This window comes from Kitasatospora paranensis (assembly GCF_039544005.1).
Classification (GTDB): Bacteria; Actinomycetota; Actinomycetes; order Streptomycetales; family Streptomycetaceae; genus Kitasatospora; species Kitasatospora paranensis.
Genome location: NZ_BAABKV010000001.1, coordinates 5,095,484 through 5,115,747, shown reverse-complemented (window position 1 = coordinate 5,115,747; position 20,264 = coordinate 5,095,484). Strand labels below are relative to the sequence as shown.

Annotated in this window: 16 protein-coding genes; 7 read left to right on the top strand and 9 right to left on the bottom strand. The window is 72.9% G+C overall.

What is annotated here, in order from left to right; all coding sequences use genetic code 11:
• Positions 1 to 5 precede the first annotated feature (5 nt).
• Together ABEB13_RS24650 and ABEB13_RS24645 are read right to left on the bottom strand one after the other, a co-directional pair.
• Positions 6 to 401, bottom strand: a complete 396-nt coding sequence (locus tag ABEB13_RS24650) for a WhiB family transcriptional regulator (RefSeq protein ID WP_100888722.1) — start codon at positions 399 to 401, stop codon at positions 6 to 8.
• A gap of 230 nt (positions 402 to 631) precedes the next feature.
• On the bottom strand, positions 632 to 1,327 hold the full coding sequence (locus ABEB13_RS24645) for a DUF1707 SHOCT-like domain-containing protein (RefSeq protein WP_380231025.1): 696 nt from the start codon (positions 1,325 to 1,327) through the stop codon (positions 632 to 634).
• 208 nt (positions 1,328 to 1,535) lie between these two features.
• Here ABEB13_RS24645 and ABEB13_RS24640 point away from each other — a divergent pair, with 208 nt between their 5' ends.
• Positions 1,536 to 3,203, top strand: coding sequence for a fumarate hydratase (locus ABEB13_RS24640; protein ID WP_345707236.1), 1,668 nt, complete (start codon positions 1,536 to 1,538; stop codon positions 3,201 to 3,203).
• A 56-nt stretch (positions 3,204 to 3,259) separates the two neighbouring features.
• On the opposite strand, the gene ABEB13_RS24635 is transcribed toward ABEB13_RS24640, so the two are convergent.
• Positions 3,260 to 3,472, bottom strand: coding sequence for a hypothetical protein (locus tag ABEB13_RS24635; protein WP_345707235.1), 213 nt, complete (start codon positions 3,470 to 3,472; stop codon positions 3,260 to 3,262).
• 506 nt (positions 3,473 to 3,978) lie between these two features.
• Here ABEB13_RS24635 and ABEB13_RS24630 point away from each other — a divergent pair.
• The 4 genes from ABEB13_RS24630 (at position 3,979) to ABEB13_RS24615 (ending at position 11,859) form a co-directional block, all read left to right on the top strand.
• Complete coding sequence (locus ABEB13_RS24630) at positions 3,979 to 6,750, top strand: AfsR/SARP family transcriptional regulator (RefSeq protein ID WP_345707234.1); 2,772 nt, start codon at positions 3,979 to 3,981, stop codon at positions 6,748 to 6,750.
• Positions 6,751 to 7,056: 306 nt separating this feature from the next.
• Positions 7,057 to 7,773: a class I SAM-dependent DNA methyltransferase gene (locus tag ABEB13_RS24625; RefSeq protein ID WP_345707233.1), complete on the top strand. Its 717-nt coding sequence runs from the start codon at positions 7,057 to 7,059 to the stop codon at positions 7,771 to 7,773.
• A gap of 141 nt (positions 7,774 to 7,914) precedes the next feature.
• Entirely contained in the window at positions 7,915 to 9,618 is a 1,704-nt protein-coding gene (locus ABEB13_RS24620; RefSeq protein ID WP_417466429.1) for an ATP-binding SpoIIE family protein phosphatase, read from the top strand.
• Positions 9,619 to 9,786: 168 nt separating this feature from the next.
• Positions 9,787 to 11,859 (top strand): glycosyl hydrolase family 28-related protein, encoded by a 2,073-nt coding sequence (locus tag ABEB13_RS24615; protein WP_345707231.1) that lies wholly within the window; start codon positions 9,787 to 9,789, stop codon positions 11,857 to 11,859.
• A gap of 76 nt (positions 11,860 to 11,935) precedes the next feature.
• Here the strand turns inward: ABEB13_RS24615 and ABEB13_RS24610 are convergent, their stop codons facing one another.
• Genes ABEB13_RS24610 through ABEB13_RS24600 form a run of 3 tightly spaced genes read right to left on the bottom strand, consistent with a single transcriptional unit; the run spans position 11,936 to position 14,662 of the window.
• Positions 11,936 to 12,667, bottom strand: a complete 732-nt coding sequence (locus tag ABEB13_RS24610) for an HNH endonuclease (protein WP_345707230.1) — start codon at positions 12,665 to 12,667, stop codon at positions 11,936 to 11,938.
• Positions 12,664 to 13,659 carry an AAA family ATPase gene (locus ABEB13_RS24605; RefSeq protein ID WP_345707229.1) on the bottom strand — a complete coding sequence of 332 codons (996 nt, stop codon included), beginning with the start codon at positions 13,657 to 13,659 and terminating at the stop codon, positions 12,664 to 12,666. Before ABEB13_RS24605 ends, ABEB13_RS24610 begins: the two co-directional genes overlap by 4 nt.
• Before the next feature lie 46 nt (positions 13,660 to 13,705).
• A complete protein-coding gene (locus ABEB13_RS24600; RefSeq protein ID WP_345709807.1) occupies positions 13,706 to 14,662 on the bottom strand; it encodes a LysR substrate-binding domain-containing protein in 957 nt (318 codons plus the stop codon).
• Between the two features lie 139 nt (positions 14,663 to 14,801).
• Between ABEB13_RS24600 and ABEB13_RS24595 the strand changes: the two genes are divergently transcribed.
• Entirely contained in the window at positions 14,802 to 15,353 is a 552-nt protein-coding gene (locus ABEB13_RS24595) for a peroxiredoxin (protein WP_100888732.1), read from the top strand.
• A 3-nt stretch (positions 15,354 to 15,356) separates the two neighbouring features.
• Positions 15,357 to 15,893: an alkyl hydroperoxide reductase gene (locus tag ABEB13_RS24590; protein ID WP_345707228.1), complete on the top strand. Its 537-nt coding sequence runs from the start codon at positions 15,357 to 15,359 to the stop codon at positions 15,891 to 15,893.
• Between the two features lie 87 nt (positions 15,894 to 15,980).
• Here the strand turns inward: ABEB13_RS24590 and ABEB13_RS24585 are convergent, their stop codons facing one another.
• The 3 genes from ABEB13_RS24585 to phoH2 all read right to left on the bottom strand — a co-directional run bounded on the left by ABEB13_RS24585 (position 15,981) and on the right by phoH2 (position 20,145).
• Positions 15,981 to 17,321, bottom strand: coding sequence for an AI-2E family transporter (locus ABEB13_RS24585; protein WP_345707227.1), 1,341 nt, complete (start codon positions 17,319 to 17,321; stop codon positions 15,981 to 15,983).
• A 389-nt stretch (positions 17,322 to 17,710) separates the two neighbouring features.
• Positions 17,711 to 18,394, bottom strand: coding sequence for an aggregation-promoting factor C-terminal-like domain-containing protein (locus ABEB13_RS24580; protein ID WP_100888734.1), 684 nt, complete (start codon positions 18,392 to 18,394; stop codon positions 17,711 to 17,713).
• Positions 18,395 to 18,810: 416 nt separating this feature from the next.
• The gene (gene phoH2, locus ABEB13_RS24575; protein ID WP_345707226.1) at positions 18,811 to 20,145 is read right to left on the bottom strand and encodes an RNA 5'-3' helicase PhoH2; all 1,335 of its coding nucleotides are present in this window, start codon (positions 20,143 to 20,145) and stop codon (positions 18,811 to 18,813) included.
• Positions 20,146 to 20,264: the final 119 nt, after the last annotated feature.

The following is a 20,264-nucleotide window of genomic DNA, read 5'->3' as shown; positions in this document are numbered from 1 at the left end:
GCGTCTCAACCGGCTATCCGGCCCGCGCCCACCCGGCGGGCCTCCCGCAGCTCCGCGTCCCGGCGGCGCCGGCGGGCCAGCACCACCCGGCGCTCGGCCGCGGTCAGCCCGCCCCAGACGCCGTACGGCTCCGGCTGGGCCAAGGCGTGCTCGCGGCACTCCAGCAGGACCGGGCAGCGGGCACAGACCTGCTTGGCCTGCTCCTCGCGGGCGAGCCGGGCGGCCGTGGGCTCCTTGGAGGGGGCGAAGAACAGGCCCGCCTCGTCCCGTCGGCACGCCGCACCGGTGTGCCAGGGATTGTCATCAAGGGGCTCCGCCGGCTGTGCCGCCGGGCCGGCCGCGGTCACCCGGCGGACGGCGGTGGCGGCGCCGGTGGCGCTGGGCTCGATCGGATGCAGCACGGCCAACTCCTGACGCGGTTCGGGCTGGGAAGGCTCGCGTTCCTGCCCGGCCACCCCCGTGCCCGTACCTTCGCGCGGCACCACCGCCGTCCGGGACCACAGCCGTAACAAGAACCGATGTGCGTGGGGAACTACCCCTCGCACCCCGATTCATGCACACCGCACGCAACCGGCTACTCCCTGCACTGGCCGCAACCACGAGTGCCTGCGGCTGAGTTGGCCCGGCCCGCTCAGCCGTCCAGCTGCTTGCGGACCCACTCGCGGAGCTTCTTGCCGCGGCGCGGCTTCGCCTCGCAGCCGCCGAAGATCGCCGCGCCCTTGACCCGCACCACCGGGGCGTACGGGTCGGCGGCGGTCTGCTCGTGCACCGAGAACCCGCCGAAGACGCCCACGCCGCCGCCGTGCAGGCTGACGTTCTCCGGCACCTTGATGTCCACCCCGCCGAAGATCGCGGTCACCTCGATGACCACCTCCGGCGACTCGAAGACCGCATCGGTGAGGTCGATGTCCACCCCGCCGAAGACCGCGACCGCCTTCAGGTGCGAGCCCACCCGCCAGCGGCCCTTGCGCTCGGCGCCGCCGAACACCGCCAGCATGGTCGGGGACTCCTGGCGGGCCGGCGGCATGGCCGGACGGGGCGCCCGGTTCAGCGGCGGCTTCTCCATCGAGATCGTCCCCGAGTGCGCCGGGAGGTCCCGGGTCAGCGGAGCCAGCTCGCCGAACGTCCGGGCCTCGTAGGCGGCCTCGATCCGCTCCGCGTGCTCCTCCATCGTCAGCCGGCCCTCGGCGTAGGCGTCGCGCAGCAGCTCCGCCACCCGCTCGCGGTCCGCGTCCGAGGCCCGCAGCTCGGCCTCGGCGACCGGCGCGGCCTCCGGCTTGGTCATCGGTGCCGCCTCGGCGACCGGCGCGGCCTCGGACTTGGTCATCGGTACGGGCTCGGAGCCCTGGGCGTCCTGCGCCGGGGAGTTGTCCACGGGGAAAGCCTAGCCACCGGCGCCCGTCCGAACGAGAGTTCGCAGCAGAAAGGCGTGAGCCCCGTCACGCAGGCTCACCTGCGCTCCGCCGGGCTGCCGCCTGCGCCTACGCTGGAGGGTGCTTCGCAGACGCAGCCGACCTCGCTAAGGATCACCCCCCATGGCTCCCACGCCGGACTTCGAGTACCGCGACCTCCTCCCGCTCGGTGCCGACCCCACCCCGTACCGCAAGCTGACCTCCGAGGGCGTCTCCACCTTCGAGGCCAACGGCCGGACCTTCCTCACGGTGGAGCCCGAGGCGCTGCGGCTGCTGACCGCCGAGGCGATGCACGACATCTCGCACTACCTGCGCCCGGCCCACCTCGCCCAGCTGCGCCGCATCCTGGACGACCCGGAGGCCAGCCCCAACGACCGCTTCGTGGCGCTGGACCTGCTGAAGAACGTCAACATCTCGGCCGGCGGCATCCTGCCGATGTGCCAGGACACCGGCACCGCGATCGTCATGGGCAAGCGCGGCCAGCAGGTGCTGACCTCCGGCGGGGACGAGGCGGCGATCGCCCGCGGCGTGTTCGACGCGTACACCAAGCTGAACCTGCGGTACTCGCAGATGGCGCCGGTGACCATGTGGGACGAGAAGAACACCGGCAACAACCTGCCGGCCCAGATCGAGCTGTACGCCACCGACGGCGACGCCTACAAGTTCCTCTTCATGGCCAAGGGCGGCGGCTCGGCCAACAAGTCGTACCTGTACCAGGAGACCAAGGCGATCCTCAACGAGTCGTCGATGCTCTCCTTCCTGGAGCAGAAGATCCGCTCGCTCGGCACCGCCGCCTGCCCGCCGTACCACCTGGCCATCGTGGTCGGCGGCACCAGCGCGGAGTTCGCGCTGAAGACCGCCAAGTACGCGTCCGCGCACTACCTGGACAACCTGCCGACCTCCGGCGACGCGAAGACCGGCCACGGCTTCCGCGACCTGGAACTGGAGCAGAAGGTCCACGAGCTCACCCAGAAGATCGGCATCGGCGCGCAGTTCGGCGGCAAGTACTTCTGCCACGACGTCCGGGTGATCCGCCTGCCGCGGCACGGCGCCTCGCTGCCGGTCGCGATGGCCGTCTCCTGCTCGGCCGACCGCCAGGCGCTCGGCAAGATCACCGCCGAGGGCGTGTTCCTGGAGCAGCTGGAGACCGACCCGGCCAAGTACCTGCCGGAGACCACCGACGAGCACCTCGACGACGAGGTCGTCCGGGTCGACCTCAACCAGCCGATGTCCGAGATCCGGGCGCAGCTGGCCAAGTTCCCGGTGAAGACCCGGCTCTCGCTCAGCGGCACCCTGGTGGTCGCCCGCGACATCGCCCACGCCAAGATCAAGGAGCGGCTGGACGCCGGCGAGGGCATGCCGCAGTACATGAAGGACCACCCGGTCTACTACGCCGGCCCGGCGAAGACCCCCGCGGGCTACGCCTCCGGCTCCTTCGGCCCGACCACGGCCGGCCGGATGGACTCGTACGTCGACCAGTTCCAGGCGGCGGGCGGCTCCATGGTCATGCTCGCCAAGGGCAACCGCTCCAAGCAGGTGACGAAGGCCTGCGCCGAGCACGGCGGCTTCTACCTCGGCTCGATCGGCGGCCCGGCGGCCCGGCTGGCGCAGGACTGCATCCGCAAGGTCGAGGTGCTGGAGTACGCCGAGCTCGGCATGGAGGCCGTCTGGCGGATCGAGGTCGAGGACTTCCCGGCGTTCATCGTGGTCGACGACAAGGGCAACGACTTCTTCGCCGAGGTCACCGACGGCCCGCTGATCACGAGCCTGCGGGTGCGGTCGGCGGAGTAGCGGGGAACGTGCGGATGCCCCGCCCCCATGGGGGCGGGGCATCCGCACGCGACGGCTCACGGCCGGTTGATCACCGTGCCGAGAGGCTCGAACGTCCCGTCGTTCTTCTTCTGGTCGCCGACCGGCGCGGGCTCGGCACCGGGCTCCTCGACCAGGCTGTCGAGGATCGTCTCGATCGGCTGGGCATCGGCTGCCGGGGTGGTGTGCACGGCGGGCGCGGCAGCCTCGGACGCGGTCGGGTCCGTGGTCGTGGTCTCGTTGTCGGCCATCGGTGGGACCGCCTTTCAGTCAACATGGATCGTCGGCCCGGACCACTCGACCCGGGCACTGCGGCCAGTATCGTAGGCGCCGTTAAATGTCTTATAAACAGTGGGCCCATTGCCCGCTTCTCCGCTGTTTGCACGCCTCGCCCTAAGCTGGCGCCCCACCTCGGAACAGACCTGAACTGCCGTCAGCACCACCTATCTAGTCATCGGGGGACAACACGTGGAGCCAGGGGTGATACCGACCACGGACTCGCTGCGGTTCCAGGTACTCGGCCCGGTCCAGGCCTGGCGGGGCGAGGCTCCGCTCGCACTCGGATCGCCCCAGCAGCAGGCCGTGCTGGTGGCCCTCCTCCTGAACCGCGGACGACCGGTCAGCACCCAGGAACTGGTGGACGGCCTGTGGGGACCGGCCTCCGCCGCAGGCGGTCGCCGCGCTGCGCACCTACGTCTCCCGGCTCCGCTCCGTCATCGAGCCGAACCGTGAACTGCGCGCACCGGCCGAGCTGTTGGTGTCGGTCAGTGACGGCTACGTGCTCAACGTACCGGCCGCCTCGCTCGACTTGGCCGTCTTCGACGTCCGGTTCGCGGAGGCCGTCGGCGCCCGAGGGGCCGCCGACCACCGCGCCGCCCACGACCTGCTGCTCTCCGCACTGTCCCTGTGGCAGGGTCGCCCGCTCGCCGGCATCCCCGGGCCTTACGCGGACACCCATCGCGTGCGCCTGACGGAACGTCAGATAGCTGCCCAGGAGGAGCGGTGCACGACGGCCCTGGAGATCGACCTGCACGCCGAGGTCGTCACCGAGCTGAGCTCGCTGGCCGCGGAACACCCCCTGCGCGAGCGCCTGCGCGAACTCCTGATGCTCGCCCTCTACCGGTGCGGACGGCAGGCGGAGTCCCTCGGCGTCTACTCGGACACCAGGAAGCTCCTGATCGACGAGCTGGGCGTGGAGCCCGGTGCCGGTCTGTCCACCATGCACAGCCGCATCCTGGCAGCCGACCCGACGCTGATGCCGACCCCGCGGACCGTCGGCCCGGCTCCGGACGCCGACGAGGCGTCGGCCTTCGTACCGCCCGCACAGCTGCCGGCGGACGTCTCCGACTTCAGCGGCCGGACGAAACTGGTGGGCGAGCTGTGCGACGTGCTGCGCAGCGGCACCGGGCAGGCCGTGGTGGTCACCTCGCTCGCCGGGATCGGCGGCGTCGGCAAGACCACCCTCGCCGTCCACGTCGCGCACTCGATCCGGTCCGCCTTCCCCGACGGTCAGCTCTACGTCGACCTGCGCGGCGCCGGCGGCACTCCCGCCGACCCCGCGGTCGTCCTCGGCGACTTCCTGTACACGCTGGGCGCCAGCGAGACCCCGGACTCGTTGGAACAGCGCTCGGCCCTGTACCGCTCGCTGCTCGCCGACCGACGGATGCTCATCCTGCTCGACAACGCCCGGGACGCGGCCCAGTTGTCCCCTCTGATCCCCGGCGTCTCCGGCAGCGCCGTCCTGGTTACCAGCCGTTCCCGGCTCGCGGAGCTGCCCGGCGCCCACTTGGTGGACGTGGAGGAGCTGACCCCGGAGGAGGCGCTGGCGCTGTTCTCCACCATCGTCGGCCACGAGCGGGTGGCAGCGGAACCTGCGGCCGCCCTGGCCGTCGTCAAGTCCTGCGGCTTCCTGCCGCTGGCGGTACGGATCGCCGCGGCCCGGCTGGCCAGCCGCCCGCGCTGGAGCGTGTCGGACCTCGCCCGGCGGTTAGCCGACCAGCGCCGGCGGCTTCAGGAACTCCAGCTCGGAAACCTCGCCGTGGAAACCACCCTCGGGCTCGGGTACGGGCAGTTGCAGCCGGAGGAGGCGCGGGCCTTCCGGCTGCTCTCGCTGGTGGACTCACCGGATCTGCCGCTGGCCGCGGTGGCAGCCCTGCTGGGCCGCGGCGAGGACGAGGCGGAGGCACTCGCCGAGGCACTGGTGGACGCCAACATGCTGGAGTGCTTCACGCCCGGCCGGTACCGGTACCACGATCTGCTCCGGTTGTACGCGCAGCGGCAGAACGATCTGGAGGAGGACCGGACCGAGCAGCGCGGTGCGCGGTTGCGGCTGCTGGACCTCCTGGTGGCGAGCGTCCACAACGCGGCCCACGCGATCGAACCCGACGACCTGCTGCCCGAACCGCTGCACTGGCCGGCGTCGCCCGGGCTGCGGCCCGTGGACGGCTCCGACGCGCGGGCCTGGCTCAGGTCCGAGGTCGAGCTGCTGCTGAGCACCGTCGAGACCGCCGTCGGCGAACCGCGGGATCTGCTGCGTCCGGCGGTCGATCTGCTGGTCGTGCTGAACACGGTGGTGGAGGATCCGACCCACGGGCAGCGGATCAGGTCCACCCTCAGGGCGGCGGAGGAGAACGCACGCTCCGAGGGCGATCCGGCGGTACTGGCCCGGGTGCACTCGGCGCTCGGCTTCCTGCAGCACGTCGCGGGGGAGTTCCGGGACGCGGAGGCGTCGCTGCGCCGCAGTCTCGCCTTCCAGCACCCGGACGACCTCACCCACCTGCGGATCTCGGTCGCCAACCTGCTGGCCATCGTGCTGAGTCTGGCCGACCGGTCCTCGGAGGCGCTCGCGTTCTTCGAGCAGGCGCACGTCATCAGCCGCAGTCTCGGCGCCTCGATCAGTGAGGCCCGGCTGCTGGGCAACATCGCCCGGGCGCACCTGGACCTCGGGCAGCAGGACGACGCCGTCCGCTCGGCCGAGGCCGCGGTCGCCGCGGCGCGGGTGTCCGGGAACGCACCCTGTCTGGCCGACACGCTGTACCAGCTCGGCGTGGTGCTCCGCTCCACCGGTGCGCCCGGCGAGGCCGCGTCCCGACTCCGGGAGGCGCACCAGCTGTACCAGGCGCAGCAGCATCGGATCTGGGAGGGCTACTCGCTGGCCCGGCTTGCGGCCTGTCTGCTCGCGGACGGGCGGCCGGCCGAGGCGGCCGAGGCGGCGGACGAGTCGCTGGCGATCGCCCAGGAGCTGGACGCCGCGTACTGCCAGGGGCTGGCCAACGCGACGCTGGGGGCGGCGCTCCTGGAGCTGGCGCAGCCCTCGCGCGGACTGGCCTGTCTCCAGGAGGCGCACACGGTGTTCACTCGGCTCGGTGTGCCCGAGGCCTCCCCCGTGAAGGACCTCATCGACCGGCAGCACACCGAGCCCTTCTCTCCCCCGCGCCGTAGTCACCGTCCCCCCGGCGATGACTCCCCGTGCGTCGGCGCTCCCGCAGCCCCCGGCTGCGGGAACGCCTTGGCGCTTCCCCGGCGCTGAGGAAGACTCTGCCAGGCGTCGATTGACGTTCGATAAACGCGACGCAGCCTGACATTTCCGCAGGTGAGAGGCGTGCGCCGGGCGTTCGGCGCCCCACGGCGGCGGCGGGCTAGCGGGCGAATTCGGCGTTTCGTCCGGATGGCGGTCGAGTGCGGCGAGTTGGCCGGAAAGCCACCCCACGGCAGAGTGATCACGCATATTCTCGAAGACCAGCACAGACCGGTCGACGGTTCGACCGACGCGGGGGCGGACACTGCCGCGGGCGGGCGCCCGCGGGCCGGAGCCAGCTGGAGAGGTGCCTCAGGCGTGACAACCGGACAGATCTCGGAGCAGGCCCGCCGCCGGCGACGTTCCGAACGTGCCCTGCAGGCCGTCGCCTTCGACGCGATCGGCGCCCGCTACGACGAGGTCTTCCCGGATCGCTCGGGCCAACTCGCCTCCGGCTCGTGGTTGCTGGAGCGCCTGGAGGCGGGCGCCCCGGTGCTGGACGTGGGCTGCGGCACCGGCGGGCCGACCGCCCGCCAGCTCGCCGACGGCGGCCTGCGGGTGACCGGGGTGGACCTGTCGGACGGCATGCTGGCGGTGGCCCGGGCCACCGTGCCCGGCGCCGAGTTCCACCGCCTGGACATGTACGACCTGGCGACCGCGCGGGCGGCCACGGCGTGGGGAGCGCCGGGGCTCGGGCCGCGCGGCGCGGGCACGTTCGCGGCGGCGACGGCGTTCTTCTCGCTGATCCTGCTGCCGCGGCGGGACATCGCGGCGGTGCTGGGCCGGATCCGCACCCTGCTGCGGCCGGGCGGGCTGCTGGCGCTGGGCATGGTCGAGGCCGACCTGGACAACGCCCCGCTGCCGTTCCTCGGCCGCGAGGTGCGGATGAGCGGCTACGTGCGGGAGGACCTCACCCGCACACTCGGCGCCTCGGGCTTCACGGTGGAGTCGTGTACCGGCCATCCCTACGCCCCCGCGTCGACCGCGCTGCCCCCGGAGGAGCAACTGTTCCTGCACTGCCGGCGCAGCGGCTGAGCGATCCGCCCGACCCCTCTCCCACCACCGCAGAACGGGCAGCCCGTGCACGACCTCCCCAGGCCCTCGGGGCCGCCCCCGGCCACCGCCGCGCCTCTCACCCTGCCGCCGGCCGCGGTCACGGCACCGGGCCGCGTCCCCATGGTCGGCGCGCAGCGTGCGGCGCCGGCCCGGGAGGAGGGCCCGGGCCTGGCCGAGCGGCTCGGCTGTCTGGACGCGGCGACCCGCCGGATCAACGGCTCGCTCGACCTGCGGACGACGCTGCGCGACCTCGGCCGGGTGCTGGTGCCCGTCCTGGCGGACGCGATGGTGGTGCACCTGCGCGATCCGCTGCCGGCCCTCGACCGCGACCCGGGGCCGCCGACCGCGCTGCGGCTGCACCACGGCCACGGCACCCGGCTGGGCCGCCGCGCCCGGCTGTGCCGTCCGGCGCCGGACGGGCCGCTGGCGCGCGCCCTGGCCGACCGCGCCCCGTACGGGCCGGTGGTGCTCGGCACGCCCGGCGCGGAGCGGCTGCGCCCGCTGCTGGCGGAGCTGTACGGGGCGCGCACGCTCGGCCGGCTGCCGGCCGGAACGGCCCTGCTGGCGCTGCCGCTGCGCGGGCGCCGGGCGGTGCTGGGGCTGCTGCTGCTGATCCGGCGTCCGGGCCGCGCCGGGCTGGTCCGGTTCGAGCCGGAGGACACCGCGACCGCCCGCCACCTCGCCACCCAGGCGGGCCTGGCGGTGGACACCGCGCTGCGGTACGCGCGGGAGTTCGAGACGGCGCGGGAGCTGCAGCGGCGGATGCTGCCCACGCACCTGCCGCAGCCGCACGGGGTCCGGCTGGCGCACCGCTACCTGCCGGGCGAGAGCGGTGCGCAGGTCGGCGGCGACTGGTACGACTCCGTGGAACTGCCGGGCAACCGGGTGGCGCTGATCGTCGGCGACGTGATGGGGCACTCACTGACCTCGGCCGCCGTGATGGGCCAACTGCGCACCAGCGCCCAGACGCTGGCCGGGCTGGACCTGCCGCCGCACGAGGTGCTGTACCACCTGGACGAGCAGGCCCGGCACCTGGGCGCCGAGCAGCACCTGGCGACCTGCGTGTACGCGGTCTACGACCCGATCGCCAACCGGGTAGTGCTGGCGAACGCGGGCCACGTGCCGCCGGTGCTGATCGGCCCGGACGGCGACGCGGAGCTGCTGGAGCTGCCGCCGGGCGCTCCGATCGGCGTGGGCGGGGTGGACTTCAGCTCCACCGAGCTTGCGGCGCCACCCGGTTCGGCGATGCTGCTGTTCACCGACGGGCTGGTGGAGACCCGCCGCCGTCCGCTGACGACCGGTCTGGAGCTGCTGCGCGCGCGGCTGGCGGTGGCGCACCGGCACTCCCCCGAGCACCTGTGCCAGGACGCGCTGCGGGTGCTGCCGCCGGGCGACCGGGCGGACGACATCGCCCTGCTGGCCGCCGTGTTCGACGGGATCCCGGCCGGCGACGTCGCGTACTGGTACCTCCAGCCGCGGCGCGAGACGCCGGGCCGGGCGCGCCGGCTGGCGGCCCATGCGCTGCGCCGCTGGGGTCTCGAACAGCTTTCGGAGAGCACCGAGTTGATGGTGAGCGAGCTGGTCACCAATGCGATCCGGCACGCCACCCGGCCGGTGACGCTGCGGCTGGTGCGGACGTCGCGGCTGCGGTGCGAGGTCGGCGACGACAGCCCGGCGCTGCCGCGGGCGCGCCGGGCGGGGCCGGAGGACGAGCACGGCCGGGGGCTGCAGATCGTGGCGCGGTGCGCGGACGAGTGGGGGGCGACCCGGCTCGGGGCGGGCAAGGTGGTGTGGTTCGAGCAGCGGCTGCCCGCCCGCCGTTGATCTCGCAACGAACCACTGCGACAACGCAAAAAACGAAGAGATAGTCGAAAAACCCTTGCAGGATCCTTGTGGGCCGAGGCCCGCGAGTCCTACTGTCGGTTCACCTCTTGGCGCGCGCTCCACCCGAGCGCCCCGGGGTCTCAACTCTTCGACAGAAACGAGCATGCGATGTCCCGGAGCACCACCGGAGCCGTGGCGGCGGTCAGGGCCGGCCGGCCGGCCCGAAGAGCCGCGACGGCACTCGCCACGGCCACCGCGGCCGCCGCCGGGCTGAGCCTCGTGCTCAGCGGCGCCGCCGTTGCCGCCCCCGCGGCGAGCACCGCCGGCGCCCCCGTCGTGACCCGCGCCGCCCTCGACCCGGCGCTCGTCGCGGGCCGCGGCGCGAACGTCGACTTCGCCGAGCAGGAGGCCGAGAACGCGGCCACCACCGGCACCGTGGTCGGCCCCGATCGGACGGCGTACACCCTCGCCGCGGAGGCCTCGGGCCGCCGGGCCGTCACCCTGAAGCCCGGCCAGTACGTGGAGTTCACCCTCCCGGCCGCGGCGAACGCGATCACCGTGCGCTACAGCATCCCGGACGCGGCGAACGGCGGCGGCACCACCGCGCCGCTGGACGTCACCGTCAACGGCAGGAACCGCAGCACGATGACGCTCACCTCGCAGTACGCCTGGCTCTACAACCAGTACCCGTTCTCCAACGACCCGCAGGCCGGCCTGCTGCACCCGGACTGGTGGATCACCGAGTGCTCCTGCGTGCCCGCGGCCACCACGCCCGCCCCGACCGTGTCGACGCCGTTCCGGCCGGGTCACGCCTTCGACGAGCAGCGCCTGCTGCTCGGCCGCACCTACCGCGCCGGTGACAAGGTCCGCCTCGCCGTACCGGCCGGCAGCAGCGTCGCGGCGACCACCGTCGACCTGCTCGACTCGCAGCTCGTCGGCGCCCCGCACGTGGACCTGGTCGCGGCGAACGTGCTGGCGTTCGGCGCCGACCCGACCGGCCGGCGCGACTCCGCCGACGCGATCGACCGGGCGGTGGCCTTCGCCGAGCGCACCCGTCTGAAGGTGTACATCCCGCCGGGCACCTACCAGGTGAACCGCCACATCGTGGTGGACGACGTCACCATCGAGGGCGCCGGCAGCTGGCACACCGTCATCAAGGGCCACCAGGTCGACCTCGCCACCCCGGCACCGGACGGATCGGTGCACTCCGGCGTCGGCTTCTACGGCAAGGACGCCTCGGCGGGCGGCAGCCACAACGTCCACCTGTCGGGCTTCGCGATCGAGGGCGACGTCCGCGAGCGGATCGACACCGACCAGGTGAACGCCATCGGCGGCTCGCTCAGCGACTCGACGATCGACGGGCTCTACCTCCACCACACCAAGGTGGGCATCTGGCTGGACGGCCCGATGAAGAACCTGCGGATCACGAACAACCAGATCGCCGACCAGATCGCCGACGGCATCAACTTCCACACCGGCGTCACCGACTCGGTCGTGTCGAACAACTTCATCCGCAACACCGGCGACGACGGCCTCGCCATGTGGTCGGAGAAGACCGAGGACGCCCGCGACACCTTCGACCACAACACCGTTCAGACCCCGGTGCTGGCGAACGGCATCGCGATCTACGGCGGCACCGACAACACGGTGTCGAACAACCTGATCGCCGACCCGATCCGGGAGGGCAGCGCGATCCAGGTCGGCTCCCGCTTCGGCGCCGAGGCGTTCACCGGGCACCTGTTCATCACCGACAACACCACCGTCCGGGCCGGCACGTACGAGCTGAACTGGAAGATCGGCCTGGGCGCCATCTGGTTCTACGCGCTCGAGAAGAACATCGACGCGGACATCCGGGTCACCGGGGACTCCTTCCTCGACAACACCTACAACGCGATCATGCTGGTCGCCGACTGGCCGGTGAAGGACCTCTACAAGGTCACCGACCTGCACTTCAAGGACATCGAGGTCGACGGCACCGGCACCTCGGTGCTGAGCGCCCGCGCGGCCGGCTCCGCCACGTTCGAGAACGTGGACGCCCGCAACGTCGGCGCGGTCGGCGTGAACAACTGCGGATCGTTCAACTTCCCCGGCACCGGCTCGGAGTTCTCGGTCACCGACCTCGGCGGAAACGACGGCGGCGGCACCACCGGTCCGTGGCTCGCCCCCTGGGAGCTGCCGAACACCATCACCTGCGACGACCGCCCGCCCGTGGTCGCGCCCCCGGCCCCGTCCGCCTGGTGACGGACGGGCCGTAGCGGCACCGCGCACCCAGGCCGCCGGCCGGCTGCCCGAGGGGATCCCGGGGCAGCCGGCCGGCTCAGTCGGGCTCCGCCTGCAGCGCCAGAAGGCCTGCCACTGCGGCGAGTTCCGGCCCCAGTACGGCCGTCGCGAGGGCCGGGGTGCGGTGCAGCGCGAGGACGGTGCGCAGGACATCGGCGTGGTGGAGCATGCGCAGCGCGGCCCGGTACTCGCGCTGCTCGGCGGTACGGCCGGCCGCCCCGGCCGCGTGCCAGGCGGCCAGCAGGGACTTCACCACGGTGAACATCATCCTTCGGCCGCGGACGAGTTCGGCCCGCGCGTTCAGCCCGAACACCTCGATGGTGGCCTCGCCGCGGTGCGTCAGCGCGTCGTAGGCGCCGGACTCCAAATAGAGCACCAGGTGCTCGGCCGGGTCCTCGCGGGCCGGGTCGATCAGCAGGTGCTCGCCGGTGGCCGGGTCGCACGGGAAGCGGTCGCGCTTCTGGTTGCTGTTGCAGTGCGCGCAGGCGAGGAGGTGGTTCTGCCAGTCGAAGGTGCGCAGCGGGTCGCGGGCGATCGGCTCGAAGTGGTCGATGTCGGTGCCGAGGTTGTCGCCGCAGTACATGCAGCGTTCCAGCCCCGGTGCCATCCGGCGCAGCAGCAGACGCAGTTGGGCCTTGGGCTGGCGGGCGGTGCGCCAGGCGGAGCGGCCGGCCGCGGTGCTGGGCCCGGCGGCGCGGATGGCGGCGGTGCGGCGTTCCAGGTCGGCGGCGAGGGCCGGCTGGAGGGGCGGCCGCCGGAGCGGGATCACGGCTGGTCGCCGAGCAGCCGGGCGGCCATCTCATCGGCGCGGGCGGCGATCGAGCTGTTGAGCTTGGCGCCGAGCCGGCGGTAGGCGTCGACCTCGGCGCTGGTGGCGCGGCCGGCGTAGAGCTTGCGTTCGAGGCGCACCAGCAGCTGCCGTTCGGCCTCCGCGGCGGCGGAGTAGGCACTGGGCAGGCCGAACAGTTCGGAGAGCGCGGTGTCGTCGCCGCTGCCGTACAGCACCCGCTGGTGGACGTCCTCGCCGAGGACGTGCGGCGGCTCGGCCGCACCGGGGCCGGCCAGCCGCACCAGGGTGCCGGGGTCGGCGGCCTGGCAGACGTACGGACTGTGGGTGGCGACCAGGAACTGGACGTTCGGGAAGCGGGTGGTGAGCCAGCCGCCGATCCGCTGCTGCCAGTGCGGGTGCAGGTGGAGGTCGACGTCGTCGATGAGCGCGGTGGCGCGCAGCGGGACGGTGGTGGCGCCGTCGGCCGGCTCGGCGCGGGCGTCGCCGGCGAGGGCGGCGACCAGGGCGGCGAGGGCTGCGGTGCCGCTTCCGAGGGCGGCGAGCGGCTGTGCGGGGCCGTCCGGTGGGCGGACGAGGGCCCGCTCGGGGTCGGCGACCCGCCAGCCGTCGGGCAGGACGCCCTCCTCCAGCAAGCGGGCGGCGGCGGCGGTCAGCCGGGCGGGTGCGGTGCGGTCGGCGCCGACCAGCCGGCCGACGGCGTGCGGGGAGCGCAGCGGGCCGTCGGTGCTCCACCGGCCGGCCCCGGGCAGGTCGACCTCGGCGCGGTCGCTGCCGGGGGCGAGCCAGTCGGCCGGATCGCCGGGCGGCCGGGCGCCGAGGGCCAGGGCGAGGGCGGCGAGCAGAGTGGACTTGCCGGAGCCGTTGGGGCCGGCCAGCACCGTCCAGCCGGGGCCCGGTTCGACGGCGAGGTCGACGGCGCGCGGCCCGCTGAAGCAGCGCAGCCCGGCCACCTTGATCCGCGACACGTACACGGCCCCACCCCCATCGGTATCGGCGTCCGCTTCGGATATGCCCCGCTCACGGCTCCACGATGCGCACCGGCAGCCCTTGCAGCACGTCCTTGAGGGCGGCGGCGAAGCGGTCGAACTCGGCGCTGCGGGCGGAGCCCGGCCGGGCGGCGAGGCCGATCCGGCGGCCGGGCGCCGGATCGGCGAAGCGGACGGCGGCGAGCCGGTCGGAGCGGCCGGCCTCGACGGCCAGCGCGGTGGCGGGCAGCAGGGTGACGCCGAGGCCGCCGGCGACCAGCTGGACGAGGGTGGACAGGCCGGCGATCCGGGTGGTGGAGACGGCCGGGTCGGCGCCGACCTCGCGGCAGATGTCCATCGCCTGGTCGCGCAGGCAGTGGCCCTCCTCCAGGAGGAGGACGTCGAGGTCGAGCAGGGTGTCGCGGGGGACGTCGGTGCGGCCGGCGAGGTCGTGGTCGGGCGGTGTGAGGAGGACGAAGTCCTCGTCGAAGAGCGGGATGTCCCGGGTGGGCGAGGAGCCGCCGGCGGGCAGCGCGAGCAGCAGCAGGTCGAGGCGTCCGCCGGTCAGCCCGTCGAGCAGGGAGGGGGTGCGCTCCTCGTGGACGTGCAGGTCGAGCTCGGGGTAGCGGTCGCGGACGAGCCGCAGCACGGTGGGCAGCAGGTAGGGGGCGACGGTCGGGATGACGCCGAGGTGCAGCGGGCCGGTGAACGGCCGGCGGGCGGCGTCGACCTCCTCGGTGAGGGCCTGCAGCGAGCCCAGCACCCGGCGGGCGTGGCCGGCCACGCGCTCGCCCAGCGGGGTGATCATGACGCGTCGCGTCGTACGCTCGACGAGCTGCGCGCCGAGGGCCTCCTCCAGGGCGGCGACCGCCCCGGAGAGTGCGGGCTGGCTGGTGCCGGTGGCCGCGGCGGCCTCCCGGAAGTGCCGGTACTCGGCGACGGCGAGGAAGGCGCGCAGCTGGGCGACGCTCGGAGTGCGGGGCTTGGGGTGGTGCGGGGCGGTACTGATAGCTCTCTCCGATCAGATGCATCGATTCTAGCTATTTCCCCGATCAGTCCGGGGTGTGCGAGGGTGGAGCCGCCTGAATCCGTCGAACCATAGGCAATTCGGGCAATATCCCTCAGCTTCCAACCCAGGAGTAGCGAACGTGCTCACGATCGGTGACAAGTTCCCCGAGTTCGAACTCAACGCCTGTGTCGACCTCGACGCCGCGAACGCCTTCGCCGAGATCAACCACAAGACCTACGAGGGCAAGTGGAAGATCGTCTTCTTCTGGCCGATGGACTTCACCTTCGTCTGCCCGACCGAGATCGCCGCGTTCGGCAAGCTGAACGAGGAGTTCGCCGACCGCGACGCGCAGATCCTCGGCGTCTCCGGTGACTCCGAGTTCGTCCACCACGCCTGGCGCAAGGACCACAAGGACCTGCGCGACCTGCCGTTCCCGATGCTGGCCGACGTCAAGCACGACCTCATGCGCGCCTGCGGCGTCGAGGCCGCCGACGGCACCGCCCAGCGCGCGGTGTTCATCGTGGACCCGAACAACGAGATCCAGTTCGTCATGGTGACCGCCGGCTCCGTCGGCCGTAACCCCAAGGAGGTCCTGCGGGTGCTCGACGCCCTGCAGACCGACGAGCTGTGCCCGTGCAACTGGACCAAGGGCGAGGACACCCTCGACGCCCAGGCCCTGCTGGCGGGCTGACCGATGGCCCTCGACGACCTCAAGGCGGCCCTGCCCGAGTACGCCAAGGACCTCAAGCTCAACCTGAGCGCGGTCATCGGCAACTCCGACCTGCCGCCGCAGCAGCTCTGGGGCATCGTGCTGGCCTGCGCGATGGCCACCCGCTCGCCCGCCGTGCTCCGTGCACTGGCGCCGGAGGCGAAGGCGAACCTGAAGCCGGAGGCGTACACCGCCGCCAAGGGCGCCGCCGCGGTCATGGGGATGAACAACGTCTACTACCGGACGCTGCACCTGCTCTCCGACAAGGAGTACAGCAGCATGCGGGCCGGCCTGCGGATGAACATCATCGGCACCCCGGGCGTCGAGAAGGCCGACTTCGAGCTGTGGTGCTTCGCGGTCTCCGCGATCAACGGCTGCGGCCAGTGCCTGGACTCGCACGAGGCCGTGCTGAAGAAGGCCGGTGTCGAGCGCGAGGTGATCCAGGCCTCCATCAAGATCGCCTCGGTGCTGCAGGCGGTCGCCGCGACCCTGGACGCCGAGGCCGCGATCGCGGACCTCTGACCGGCGGCACGGCAGACGTACCGGAGGGGCGCGGGTGACCGCGCCCCTCCGGCGTTCCCGCGCCCGGGCCCCGAGCGGCCCCGGCCCTCAGCCCGCGGCCGCCTCGCGGGCGTTCTCCAGCGCCTCGAAGACCTCCATCCCGGCGGCGTTGCGGCGCCGCAGGTGCGAGACGACGGTGTTGGTCACCGCGATCAGCGGGACGGCCACGATCGCGCCGCCGATCCCGCCCACGATCGAGCCGGCCGCCACACCGAGCACCACGCCCAGCGGGTGCACCCGCACCGCCCGGCCCAGGATCAGCGGCTGCAGCAGGTGCCCCTCGATCTGCTGGACGGCGACCAGCACCACCAGCACCATCAGCGCGGTGAACGGCCCGACGGTGACCAGCGCGATGAGCACCGCGATGGTGCCGGTCACCAGGGCGCCGACCAGCGGCACGAACGCCCCGAGGAAGATGATCACCGCCAGCGGCAGCGCCAGCGGCACCCCCAGCAGCTGGATGCCGATCCCGATGCAGAGCGCGTCGATGAACGCCACGCAGACCGTGCCGCGGACGTACGCGGTCAGCGTCGCCCAGGCCTTGGGCCCGGCCCCCGCCATCGCGTAGCGCGAGTGCCGTGGCAGGCCGCGCAGCACCCAGGACCAGATCCGGGCGCCGTCGTACAGCAGGAAGAACGTGGTGAAGGCGGCCAGCACCACACCGGTGAGCACCTCGACGGCGATGGTCACCCCGGTGAAGCCGGCGGAGGTGATCTGCTCGGAGTTGGTGCCGATCGCCGTGGAGATCTGCTTGGCGAAGTCGTTGATCTGCTGCTGCGTCAGGTGCAGCGGCCCGGTCACCAGCCAGTCGCGGAGCTGGTTGACACCGGCCTGGACCTTGCCGGTCACCGACTCGATGTTGGTGGTCACCTGCCAGACCACGAACCAGCCGACCAGCCCGATCCCGGCGACCCCGCTCAGGAAGGTGCCCGCCGCGGCGAGCGAGCGCGGCACCCCGAGCCGCTTCAGCCCGGAGACGGTGGGCTCCAGCAGCGCGGAGATCAGCAGCGCCGCGAGCACCGCGAAGGCGACCAGCCGCAGCATGTCGACCACCCGGAAGACCACGTAGAGCGCGACGCCCAGCAGGAGCAGCCGCCAGGTGGACTCGGCGGCCACCCGCAGCGTCCACGGCACGGCCTCCGCCGGGGTCGCCGGCCGCCCGGGGTGGTGCACCTCCCGGACGGGGTGCGGGATGCGCTCGGGTTCGGGCTCGGCCCGGCGGGGCGCCGGAACGGGGGCGTCCCGGTCGGCGGGGTCGGTGTCGTGGCCGCCCTCACCGGCGGCCCGCGCCGCGGCCGCACGGCGGCGGCGCTCCACCCCGGCCCACACGCCGGCGGCCACCGCGCCGGCCTTCGCCAGCGTCTTCAGCGCCTCTCTGTCCTGCGACACGCCCGCCGCCCTCCCCGTCGTCCTTGGGTGCGTCCCGTACCGCCGGGACGTCCGTGCCGACGCTACCCGCCCGGGGTACCCGCAGTCCCGTGCCCCCGGGGGAGGGTCTGCGCCGCGGATGATGACGAATCAACAGAAATGCGGTGGTTTCGGACACGAACGAGCGGGGAGGTACCCGGTACCACGGACCAACTGTCGGCGGACCGGCCGGTGCCGGAGGTCCAGGACCCACTCCGGCGCCCCGCGTCCGCACCCGAGGCCGCACCGCCCGCGAGCGCCCTGGTCAGCGCCGCTCGGGCGGCGCGGCCCGCCCGTGCCGGCGGGGCCCGGCACGCACGAGGGCCCCCGACCGGGTGCGGTCGGGGGCCCTCGGAAGCCGTGCGCGGGCTCTAGTACCAGCTGTGCGCCTGCCAGAACGACCAGGCGCCGCAGGGGCTGCCGTAACGGCTGTTCATGTAGTTCAGGCCCCACTTGATCTGGGTGGCCGGGTTGGTGCGCCAGTCGGCGCCCACGGAGGCCATCTTGGAGCCGGGCAGCGCCTGCACCAGGCCGTACGCGCCGGAGGAGGCGTTGGTGGCCGTGTAGTCCCAGCCGCTCTCGCGCTTCACGATCTGGCTGAAGCAGGAGAACTGGGTCGGGTCGCCGATGATCTGGGCGGCGATCTGCTGCACCGAGCCGGAGGGGATCGCGGCCAGCGCGGTACGCGCGGCATCGCGGTTCGCGGCCTCCTGGTCGGCCTTGCGCTTGGCCTCCTCGGCGGCCTTCGCGGCCTTGTCCGCATCCGCCTTGGCCTGCGCATCGGCAGCGGCCTTCTGGCGTGCGGACTCCTCGGCGGCCTTCTTGGCCGCCGCGTCCGCGGACACCTGCTGGGCCGTCGCCTGACGCACGAAGGCGTCGCTGACCGCTTGTGCCTGGGTACCCGAGGGTGCGTCGGCGAGCAGCGTGGCGCTCGCGACGTCGACCGTCTGGACGGTCGTGCCCTCGCTGCCCGAAGCCGCGCCCACGACCGCACCGACAGCGGTGACGGCGGTGGCGGAGGCCACGGCAACTCCCCGGACCGAGATCCGAGTCACATGGTTTCCTTCCGGCGGCGCCCATGCGTGACCGTACGGGCGCAACATGCCCCTTGCCGCTCGCCTCCGTACGGTCCTGGTCACGGGAGACACTGGCCCGCCGCGGCGCCGAGCGGACTCGGAACTGCGTGGTGATTCGGGCGGCGTACGGCTCATCGGTGTTCAGTTGGACGCCCGCCGACCGGAGTTGCCGGGCTGAATCTGCCGTACGCGGGGCCTGACAGAACCCTCACCATGCCGCAAGCGGACGTGTCTACGCAATTCCCGGTTGCGTGGCGCATCTCACAATCTTCACGAGCTGGGCGTTTGTCCGAAAGGTCGTCGGCGACCTGTCCGACCCGGTGACAGCGGAAGGGCCTGCCGGCATGCGGCAGGCCCCTTGACGTTGTTTCAGTATGGTTTGTCCTGTTTTGCCCCTACGGCTGGCCGTCCTCCAGCATCTCCGTGACGAGCGCCGCGATGGGCGAACGCTCGGACCGGGTCAGCGTGATGTGGGCGAACAGCGGATGCCCCTTCAGCTTCTCCACCACGGCGACCACGCCGTCGTAGCGGCCGACCCGCAGGTTGTCGCGCTGGGCGACGTCGTGGGTGAGCACCACCCGCGAACCCTGGCCGATCCGGGACAGCACCGTGAGCAGCACGTTCCGCTCCAGCGACTGCGCCTCGTCGACGATCACGAAGGCGTCGTGCAGCGAGCGCCCGCGGATGTGGGTGAGCGGCAGGACCTCCAGCATCCCGCGGGAGATCACCTCCTCGATCACGTCCGGGGTGGTCACCGCGGAGAGCGTGTCGAAGACCGCCTGCGCCCAGGGGCTCATCTTCTCGGCCTCGCTGCCCGGCAGGTAGCCGAGCTCCTGGCCGCCGACCGCGTACAGCGGACGGAACACCATCACCTTGCGGTGCTGCTGGCGCTCCAGCACGGCCTCCAGGCCGGCGCACAGCGCCAGTGCGGACTTGCCGGTGCCGGCCCGGCCGCCCATCGAAACGATGCCGACCTCCTGGTCGAGCAGCAGGTCGAGGGCGACCCGCTGTTCGGCACTGCGGCCGCGCAGGCCGAACACCTCCCGGTCGCCGCGGACGAGCCGGACCCGGCCGTCGTGGGTGACCCGGCCCAGTGCCCGGCCGCGCTCCGAGGTCAGCACCAGCCCGGTGTGGACGGGCAGCTCGGCCGCGCCGTCGATGTCCACCGCGACGTCGTGGCCGGCGCCGAACAGCGCGTCCACCTGGTCGCCGGAGACGTGCAGGTCGGTCATGCCCGTCCAGCCGGAGGTGACCGCCAGCTCCGCGCGGTACTCCTCGGCCAGCAGGCCGACCGAGCTCGCCTTGATCCGCAGCGGGAGGTCCTTGGAGACGACGGTGACGTCGTAGCCCTCGGCCTGCAGGTTGCGGGCGACCGCCAGGATGCGGGTGTCGGCCTCGCCGCCGCCGATGCGGTAGCCGGCCGGCAGGATCGAGGTGTCGGAGTGGTTCAGCTCGACCCTGATCGTGCCGCCGAAGTCCCCGACCGGGATCGGCTCGTCGAGCCGCCCGTGGCGGACCCGGTAGTCGTCCAGCAGACGGAGCGCCTGACGGGCGAAGTAGCCCAGCTCCGGGTGGTGCCGCTTGGCCTCCAGCTCGGTGACCACGACCACCGGCAGGACGACCTCGTGCTCCTCGAAGCGGGTCATGGCGAGCGGATCGGCCAGGAGCACGCTGGTGTCGAGAACGTACGTGCGCCGGTCTGGTGTCCGGCGGCTCTTGGAACTGACCACTAGGCCTCCAGAGCGGATGACCCAGCGTCACCCGCGGCTCACCGGTCCCCGCGGCCCCGGTGGCCGGGGTACCGGTCTGACCGGTGTATGCCCAGGCGAGGCGCGGTGCATGCCCGCGG